We start from the raw sequence: 8,684 nt of genomic DNA on the forward strand, positions 1-8,684 counted from the left end.
GGAGCAGGCCTCGGCGGGTGTGCCGGCATCGGTACGCTCTGTGCCCGTGAAGGTCCTCGTCACCGGCGGCGCCGGGTTCATCGGCAGCAACTTCGTCCTGCGCTCGCGAGAGGTGCGTCCGGACTGGCGGCTCACCGTGCTGGACTCGATGACGTATGCCGCCAACCTCACCTCCCTCGACCCCGTCGCGGGCGAGGTCGAGGTGGTCAAGGGCTCGGTCACCGACGCCGACCTGGTCGACGAGCTGGTGGCAGCCCACGACGTCGTCGTGCACTTCGCGGCCGACTCGCACAACGACAACTCGCTCGACGACCCGTGGCCGTTCATCGACACCAACGTCATCGGCACGTACCAGCTCGTGCAGGCCGTCCGCCGCCACGACAAGCGCCTGCACCACATCTCCACGGACGAGGTCTACGGCGACCTCGAGCTGGACGACCCGGCTCGCTTCACCGAGACCACGCCGCTCAACCCGTCGAGCCCCTACTCCGCGTCCAAGGCGAGCGCAGACCTGTTGGTTCGGGCCTGGATCCGCTCGTTCGGGCTCAAGGCCACCCTCTCGAACTGCTCCAACAACTACGGCCCGCGCCAGCACGTCGAGAAGTTCATCCCGCGCCAGGTCACCGGGGTCATCGACGGCGTGAGGCCCAAGCTGTACGGCGCCGGGCTGAACGTCCGCGACTGGATCCACGTCGACGACCACAACGACGCCGTGATCGCGATCATCGAGCAGGGCAGGCTCGGCGAGACCTACCTCATCGGGGCCGACGGCGAGATGAACAACAGGGACGTGGTGGGGCTGATCCTCGAGCTGATGGGCAAGCCGGCGGACTGGTTCGACCTGGTGCCGGACCGCCCGGGTCACGACCTGCGCTACGCCATCGACTCCACCAAGCTGCGCGCCGAGACCGACTGGCGCCCCAGGCATCCCGACGTGCGGTCGGGCCTCGCCGACACGATCGCGTGGTACCAGGAGAACGAGGACTGGTGGCGCACCGCCAAGGTCGTCGCCGAGTCCCGCTACGAGCGGCTGGGTCGCTGATGTCGCGCTGGCTCGTCACGGGCGCCAAGGGCATGCTGGGCCAGGACCTGCAGGCGGTGCTCGCCGACGCCGGCGTCGACAGGAAGCACGTCACGGCACGGGCGCGGGCCGACCTCGACGTCACCGACCCCGACGCGGTCCGCGCGGCCGTCCGCGGGCACGACCTCGTGGTGAACTGCGCCGCCTACACCGCAGTCGACGACGCGGAGTCCCATGAGGCGCAAGCCTTCGCGGTCAACGCGGTCGGCGCCTCCAACGTCGCGAACGCGTGTCGTGAGACCGGCGCCCGCCTCGTGCACGTCTCCACCGACTACGTGTTCTCCGGCGACGCCACCGAGCCGTATGCCGAGGACGCCCCCCTCGCGCCCCTCTCGGCCTACGGGCGGAGCAAGGCTGCGGGGGAGTGGGCCGTGCTGGCGCACTGCCCCCGCGCGTGGATCGTGAGGACCGCCTGGCTGTACGGCCGCGGCGGCCCGAACTTCGTCTCCACGATGGCCAGGCTCGCCGGCGAACGCGAGACGCTGGCCGTGGTCGACGACCAGCGCGGCCAGCCCACCTGGACCGTGGACGTCGCGCGGGCCATCCTGCGACTCGTGGCGGCCGATGCGCCGTTCGGGGTGTGGCACGCCACGAGCCAGGGCGACACGACGAAGCACGGGCTCACGCGCGCGATCTTCGAGGAGCTCGGTCTCGACCCGGCGAGGGTCACCCCGACCACGTCGGACGCCTTTCCCCTGCCGGCGCCTCGCCCGGCCTACTCCGTGCTCGGACACGATGCCTGGCGGATGACGCGGATCGCCATGCTCCCCCCGTGGCGCGAAAGCCTCGCGCAGGCCCTTCCGGACCTGGTGGGCGGCCGCTCAGCGAGGGGCTGAGCGCCGCAGCAGGCGCCGACGCCTGACCAGCACGAGGGCGGCGCGGGGGAGGGCTGCGGCGCCCCGGCCCCACCGTGTCGCGTGCAGCCGGGCCAGCTGCGCTCGCGTCAGGTCGTCAGCGAGGTGAGAGCTGACGAGGTACTCACGCGGCGGGAACAGGGCACGTCCCACGGTGGCAGGCTTGGAGCGCATGGGGGCCTGCTGGACCTCGGCCAACCAGGCCGTCGACCTGCCCAGGCCGGCCTGGCGCAGCTGCCAGTCACCCAGGCGACGCAGCTCGGGCGCCGTCAGGGGATGCGGGCGCACTCCGAGGCGGGAGAGCAGGGTGGCCGCGGACCCGCTGCACCCCGTCTCCCGGGCCAGCAGGGCAAGCGACGCGGCCGCGTCGGGAGCCAGTGGGGCCGCACGGGTGAGGTGCTCGAGGTCGGCGCGGCTCTGGTCCCGGCCTTCGTCGCGCAGTGCGTGCAGCCCGACGACGAGGGCCTGGCCGTCCGCGTCCGGGGTCGGTATGTCCTGACCGGCCACCTCGACCGTCGTGCGCCGCTGCCACAGGGCCTCGAAGACCTGCTGGGGCGGCGCCAGGAAGCCGGGGAAGTTGTAGTGCACGTCGAGGTCGCACGGCCACTCGCGGTGGATGTAGTGGGCCGAGTGGTCGAACACGATGTCGCCGACCCTCCTGCGGGTGCCAACCGGCCCGCGCGGGACCCAGCCCGCCGACTCGATGGCGGCACACACGTCGGCGAAGGCTGGTGGGTCCACGAGGACGTCGACGTCGGTGGAGGGGCGGTCCGGCCGGACGCCCAGCGCCACGGCAGTGGGTCCCTTGATGAACAGCACGCGGGCGCCTGCCCGCTCGGCGAGGCGCGCCACGAGCGCATGCGCCAGGAGCACCGCCTCGTGTTGCTGCAGCGTCGCCCTCACCGTCGGAGTATGACATCGGCCACGGCGACGCGTTCCGGCTTCCGGCTAGGGTCGGCACCATGCTTGCCGTCTATGCCGCCAGCCAGTCCGCCGACGACCCGCTGTCCGGGCTCCAGGTCGGGCAGCGCCCCGAGCCGGAGCCGCGCGAGGGCTGGACCACGGTCACGCTGAGGACGGCAGGGCTCAACCACCACGACGTCTGGTCGCTGCGCGGTGTGGGCCTGCCGGCCGACCGGCTGCCGATGATCCTCGGCTGCGACGGGGCCGGGGTGGACGAGGACGGTGCCGAGGTGATCGTCCACGCCGTCATCCCCAGCGACGGGTGGCGTGGCGACGAGACCCTCGACCCCCGGCGCACGCTGCTGTCCGAGCTCCACGACGGCACGCTCGCCCAGCAGGTCGCGGTGCCGCGCGGCAACCTCGTCCCCAAGCCCGAGGGGCTCAGCTGGGAGCACGCGGCCTGCCTGTCGACGGCCTGGCTCACGGCATACCGGATGTTGTTCACCAACGCGGCACTCACTCCCGGGGCGACCGTCCTGGTGCAGGGGGCCGGCGGTGGCGTCGCCACCGCGCTCGTCCAGCTGGGCTCGGCAGCCGGCTACCGCATGTGGGTCACGAGCCGGGACGACGCCAAGGGCGCCCGGGCCGTCGAGATCGGCGCCGACCGGGCCTTCGGCAACGGTGAGCGGCTGCCCGAGCGGGTGGACGCCGTCATGGAGACGGTGGGTGCTGCCACGTGGTCGCACTCGGTCAACTCGCTCAACCCCGGTGGCGTCATCGTCATCTCTGGGGCGACGTCCGGGGACGCCCCTGCCAAGGCCGAGCTGACCAAGATCTTCTTCAAGCAGCTGCGCGTCGTCGGCTCGACCATGGGCACTCGCACCGAGCTGCAGCGGCTTGCGTCCTTCGTGACCCTGAACGGCATCGAGCCGGTGGTCGACAGCGTCCTGCCCCTCGAGCGCGCCCGTGAGGGTTTCGCCGCGATGGCCGCCGGCGAGGTCTTCGGGAAGGTCGTGTTCACGGTCTCGTAACACCGGCGATTCGTGAACGACGGGACGGTGACGTAGAAAGGGGGAATGGAATACCCCGACTCGCCCAAGGACGCCATCGACCCGCGGTGGACGAACTACCTGCATGCGGAGTCTGCTGCCGGGCCTTCGGGTAACCAGCAAGGCGACCCGGCTGCTCCGCTGGGCGACGCGATGAGGGCGATCATCGAACCCTGGCAGGCGGGACTCCGGGGCTCCCGCGAGACCCTCGAGGCGCTGCGCGCGCTCGCCGACCGGGTGCTCTGAGCACCAGGCGTCAACTGGGCGAGATCTGCAGCCAGTCGTACCAGCCGTTGTGCAGCACCAGCCAGGCGATCAGGCCGTAGCCGGCCTGGCCGGGGTGGTGGGCGTGACGGCTCGAGGCGAGGTCGCTCTGCCACTGGTCGTGGCCCAGCAGCGGGGCGAAGCAGTCGACGAACGGGACCCCGCGGCGCGAGCAGACGTCGGCCTGGGCGTCGACGAGGACGTCGAGCTTGGCGTTGAGCTCGCTGTCGTCCACGGGGGTGGGGCTCACCACGAAGGTCCCGATGCCGGCGCTGGCGGCGTCGTCGAGGATGTTGGCGAGGTTGAGCCGGTGCCGGGCCAGCGTCACGCCTGTGGCTGCGTCGTTGCCGCCGACCGAGACCACGAGCCGCTTCTCAGCGCGCCCCTGCCAGCGGGGAGCGGCCTCCTGCTGCCAGCGGGCGAGCACGTCGGCCGTGGTGTCGCCACGGACCCCGAGGTTGTAGGCGGTGAGCTCGAGGTCGGCGTCGTGCGTGCGGCCGACGACGCGAGACACCCAGCCCTGACCCTTGGGATCGCCCACGCCGGCGACGATCGAGTCGCCGACGAAGACGAGGCCGACGTCACGGGGGCCGTCGGCGACGACCTGGAACTCGGCACTCGGGGTGAAGGTGGGGTCGCTCACGCGTCAGTCCTCTTCGTCGTCGAGTCGGGCGAGCCAGGTGGCCAGCCGCTCGACGGGGGTCTCGAACTCGGGAAACAGGTCCACGAAGGTGCGCAGCTGCTCCGCCAGCCACTCGAAGGAGACGTCTTCTTCCCCTCGGCGAGCGACCAGCTCCTCGATGCCGCGATCCGTGAAGTACACGCCTGCAAGGTTAACGGGGGTATGCCGCGTGGCTGAGCCAGCCACGCGGCATACCCGCCGTCGTTCGGGGTGAGGTGGGCGTCAGCGGGCGAAGGCTGCGGCGATGAGCTCGGCCTGCTGCTCGGCGTGGCGCTTGCTCGACCCGGTGGCCGGCGAGGCGGACGCCTTGCGGGAGACGACCCGCAGGACGCGGTTCTCGCCGTGCTCGGCCAGCCCTGCGGGCAGGTTGAGCGCCATGAACGGCCACGCACCCTGGTTCTGCGGCTCGTCCTGCACCCACACCACGTCGGCGTTCGGGTACTGCGCGAGCTCGGCAGCGATCGCCTCGCTCGGCACGGGGGCGAGCTGCTCGACCCGGATGATCGCGGTCTGCGTGTCGCCGGCCTTGTCGCGCGCGGCCTCGAGGTCGTAGACGACCTTGCCGGAGGCCAGCAGCACCCGGGTCACGGCGCCCTTGTCGAGCGTCGCGCGGTCGGGCAGCACCGGGCGGAACGTGCCGGTCGTGAAGTCCTCGACCGCGCTCGCCGCCGCCTTGAGGCGCAGCATCGACTTCGGGGTGAAGACGATGAGCGGCCGACGCGGACGCGCGTAGGCCTGACGACGCAGCAGGTGGAAGTAGCTCGCGGGCGTCGACGGGTAGGCCACGGTCATGTTGTCCTCGGCGCACATCTGCAGGAAGCGCTCGATGCGGGCGGAGGAGTGGTCGGGGCCCTGGCCCTCGTAGCCGTGGGGGAGCAGCAGCACGACCGACGAGCGCTGGCCCCACTTCTGCTCGGACGAGGAGATGAACTCGTCGATGATCGTCTGCGCGCCGTTGAGGAAGTCGCCGAACTGCGCCTCCCACAGCACGAGTGCGTCGGGGCGCTCGACGGAGTAGCCGTATTCGAAGCCCATGGCGGCGAACTCCGACAGGAGCGAGTCGTAGACCCAGAACCTGGCCTGGCCCTCGCCGAGGTACAGCAGCGGGGTCCACTCCTCGGCGGTGCTCTTGTCGATGAGGACCGCGTGCCGCTGCACGAACGTGCCGCGACGGCTGTCCTGGCCGGCCAGGCGCACGGGAGTGCCCTCCATCAGCAGGGAGCCGAACGCGGCCAGCTCGCCGGTCGCCCAGTCGATGCCGCCCTCGCGGGTGGATGCGGCGCGCTTCTCCATGGCCTGCTGGAGCTTGGGGTGCACCGTGAAGCCCTGCGGCGGGTTGGTGAACGCGTCGCCGATGTGGGCCAGCTGGTCGGGCGTGATCGCCGTCTCGGTGGCCGAGCGCGTGGTCTGGTCGCTGGCCTGTGCGGTCGGCGGCTCGAGACCGGAGTGGCCCTCGGCGTCGGTGCCGGCGAGGGTGGGGTCGCTCGCCTCGACCGCGGCCTCCCTGAGGGCCTCCTTGGTCTCGACGAAGACCCGCTCGAGCTGCTGCTGGTAGTCGCGCAGCGCGCCCTCGGCGTCCTCCTGGCTGATGTCACCCCTGCCGATCAGCGACTCGGTGTAGAGCTTGCGGACCGAGCGCTTGGCCTCGATGAGGTTGTACATCAGCGGCTGGGTCATCGAGGGGTCGTCGCCCTCGTTGTGACCACGGCGCCGGTAGCAGACCATGTCGATGACGACGTCCTTGTTGAACGTCTGGCGGAACTCGTAGGCGAGCTCGGCCACGCGGACGCACGCCTCGGGGTCGTCGCCGTTCACGTGGAAGATCGGCGCCTGGATCATGCGGGCGACGTCGGTGGAGTAGGTCGAGGACCGCGACGCGCTCGGCGACGTCGTGAAGCCGACCTGGTTGTTGATGACCACGTGGATCGTGCCGCCCGTGCGGTAGCCACGCAGCTGGCTCAGGTTGAGCGTCTCGGCGACCACGCCCTGGCCCGCGAACGCCGCGTCACCGTGGAGCAGCAGCGGCAGGACCGTGAAGTCCTCGCCGGCGAGGTCGAGCCGGTCCTGCTTGGCACGGGTGATGCCCTCGAGCACCGGGTTGACCGCCTCGAGGTGGGACGGGTTGGCGGCGAGGTAGACCTTGGTCTTGCTGCCGTCCTCGGCGACGAACTCGCCCTCCGTGCCCAGGTGGTACTTCACGTCGCCGGAGCCCTGCACGGACTTCGGGTCCTGCTTGCCCTCGAACTCACGGAAGATCTGCCCGTAGGACTTGCCCGCGATGTTGGCGAGCACGTTGAGGCGTCCGCGGTGCGGCATGCCGATGCAGACCTCGTCCATGGAGTCCGCGGCGGCGCGGCACAGGATGCGGTCGAGCAGCGCGATGACCGACTCGCCACCCTCGAGGCTGAACCGCTTCTGGCCGACGAACTTGGTCTGCAGGAACGTCTCGAACGCCTCGGCGGCGTTGAGCCGGCGCAGGATGCGCAGCTGCTCGTCGGGACCGGGCTTGGCGTAGCCGACCTCGATCTTGGCCTGCAGCCAGCGGCGCTGCTCGGGGTCCTGGATGTGCATGTACTCGGTGCCGATCGTGCGGCAGTACGAGTCACGCAGGATGCCGAGGATCTTGCGCAGCCGCAGCATCGGCGCCCCGCCGAAGCCGCCGGTCGCGAAGTCGCGCTCGAGGTCCCACAGGGTGAGGCCGTGCGACGTGACGTCGAGGTCGGGGTGGCGGCGCTGGCGGTACTCCAGCGGGTCGGTGTCGGCCATCAGGTGGCCTCGCACGCGGTAGGCGTGGATCAGCTCCTGGACGCGAGCCGTCTTGTTGACGTCGTCGTCGTGGTGGGCGGAGATGTCCTGCACCCAGCGCACCGGCTCGTAGGGCAGCCGCAGGGACTCGAAGATCTCGTCGTAGAAGCCGTTCTCGCCGAGCAGCAGCTGGTGCACGATCCGCAGGAAGTCGCCGGACTGGGCGCCCTGGATGATGCGGTGGTCGTAGGTGCTCGTCAGGGTGAGGATCTTCGAGACGGCGTTGCGGTTGAGGGTCTCCTGGCTCGCGCCCTGCCACTCCGCGGGGTACTCGAGGGCGCCGACGCCGATGATCGCGCCCTGGCCGGACATCAGGCGCGGGACCGAGTGGACGGTGCCGATGGTGCCGGGGTTGGTCAGCGTCAGGGTCGTGCCCTGGAAGTCCTCGACGGTGAGCTTGCCGCCACGCGCCTTGCGGACGATGTCCTCGTAGGCCGTCCAGAAGTGCGCGAAGTCCATCGCCTCGGCGGCCTTGATGCTGGGGACGAGCAGCTGGCGGGTGCCGTCGGGCTTGGCCATGTCGATGGCCAGGCCGAGGTTGACGTGACCGGGGACGACGAGTGCCGGCTTGCCGTTCTCCTCGGTGAAGCCGTTGTTCATCTCGGGCATGTGGCCCAGCGCCTTGACCAGCGCGTAGCCGATGAGGTGCGTGAACGAGACCTTGCCGCCCCGCGAACGGGCGAGGTGGTTGTTGATGACGACCCGGTTGTCGATCAGCAGCTTGGCCGGGACGGCGCGCACGCTCGTCGCGGTGGGGACCGTCAGGGAGGCCTCCATGTTGGTGACCGTGCGCGCGCTCGCGCCACGCAGCGGCCGGACCTCGGGGCCCTGGGTGGCGCTGGCGGCCCGGGGTGCCTCGGGTTCACGAGGCTTGGGCATCTCCTTGGCCGCGGCGCTGTCGCCTCCGGTGCCGGCTTCTTTGTCCTCGGGCTTGTCGGCGGTCGCCTTGTCGCTCTGGGCGTCGGGCTTGTCCGTGGTGCTCGCCTGCTTCTGGACCGCGGCCGCCGAGTTCGGGGCGGGGGCGGTGGCGGCCTGCGGGGCCGGGG

8 protein-coding genes are annotated in these 8,684 nt (G+C 71.1%); 4 read left to right on the plus strand and 4 right to left on the minus strand.

The genetic code is table 11. The annotated features are described in order from the left end of the window. Positions 1-46: 46 nt before the first annotated feature. Together rfbB and rfbD are read left to right on the plus strand one after the other, a co-directional pair. The gene (gene rfbB, locus AC1DV7_RS14795; protein WP_477597898.1) at positions 47-1,042 is read left to right on the plus strand and encodes a dTDP-glucose 4,6-dehydratase; all 996 of its coding nucleotides are present in this window, start codon (positions 47-49) and stop codon (positions 1,040-1,042) included. Beyond that, positions 1,042-1,917 (plus strand): dTDP-4-dehydrorhamnose reductase, encoded by an 876-nt coding sequence (gene rfbD, locus AC1DV7_RS14800; protein WP_477597899.1) that lies wholly within the window; start codon positions 1,042-1,044, stop codon positions 1,915-1,917. The genes rfbB and rfbD overlap by 1 nt, the downstream gene beginning before the upstream one ends. Here rfbD and AC1DV7_RS14805 read toward each other — a convergent pair. Further along, on the minus strand, positions 1,903-2,838 hold the full coding sequence (locus tag AC1DV7_RS14805; RefSeq protein WP_477597900.1) for a nucleotidyltransferase family protein: 936 nt from the start codon (positions 2,836-2,838) through the stop codon (positions 1,903-1,905). The genes rfbD and AC1DV7_RS14805 overlap by 15 nt on opposite strands. A 59-nt stretch (positions 2,839-2,897) precedes the next feature. On the opposite strand from AC1DV7_RS14805, the gene AC1DV7_RS14810 reads away from it, so the two are divergent. After that, positions 2,898-3,869 carry a zinc-binding dehydrogenase gene (locus AC1DV7_RS14810; protein WP_477597901.1) on the plus strand — a complete coding sequence of 324 codons (972 nt, stop codon included), beginning with the start codon at positions 2,898-2,900 and terminating at the stop codon, positions 3,867-3,869. Between the two features lie 45 nt (positions 3,870-3,914). Beyond that, positions 3,915-4,133 carry a hypothetical protein gene (locus AC1DV7_RS14815; protein WP_477597902.1) on the plus strand — a complete coding sequence of 73 codons (219 nt, stop codon included), beginning with the start codon at positions 3,915-3,917 and terminating at the stop codon, positions 4,131-4,133. Between the two features lie 10 nt (positions 4,134-4,143). Here the strand turns inward: AC1DV7_RS14815 and AC1DV7_RS14820 are convergent, their stop codons facing one another. The 3 genes from AC1DV7_RS14820 to AC1DV7_RS14830 all read right to left on the minus strand — a co-directional run. Next, the gene (locus AC1DV7_RS14820; protein WP_477597903.1) at positions 4,144-4,794 is read right to left on the minus strand and encodes a GDSL-type esterase/lipase family protein; all 651 of its coding nucleotides are present in this window, start codon (positions 4,792-4,794) and stop codon (positions 4,144-4,146) included. A gap of 3 nt (positions 4,795-4,797) precedes the next feature. Then, on the minus strand, positions 4,798-4,974 hold the full coding sequence (locus AC1DV7_RS14825) for a DUF6104 family protein (RefSeq protein ID WP_477597904.1): 177 nt from the start codon (positions 4,972-4,974) through the stop codon (positions 4,798-4,800). An 81-nt stretch (positions 4,975-5,055) separates the two neighbouring features. After that, a partial coding sequence (locus tag AC1DV7_RS14830; protein WP_477597905.1) for a multifunctional oxoglutarate decarboxylase/oxoglutarate dehydrogenase thiamine pyrophosphate-binding subunit/dihydrolipoyllysine-residue succinyltransferase subunit occupies positions 5,056-8,684 on the minus strand: 3,629 nt, incomplete at its 5' end.

Source organism: Pedococcus sp. P2_E4, assembly GCF_056403935.1.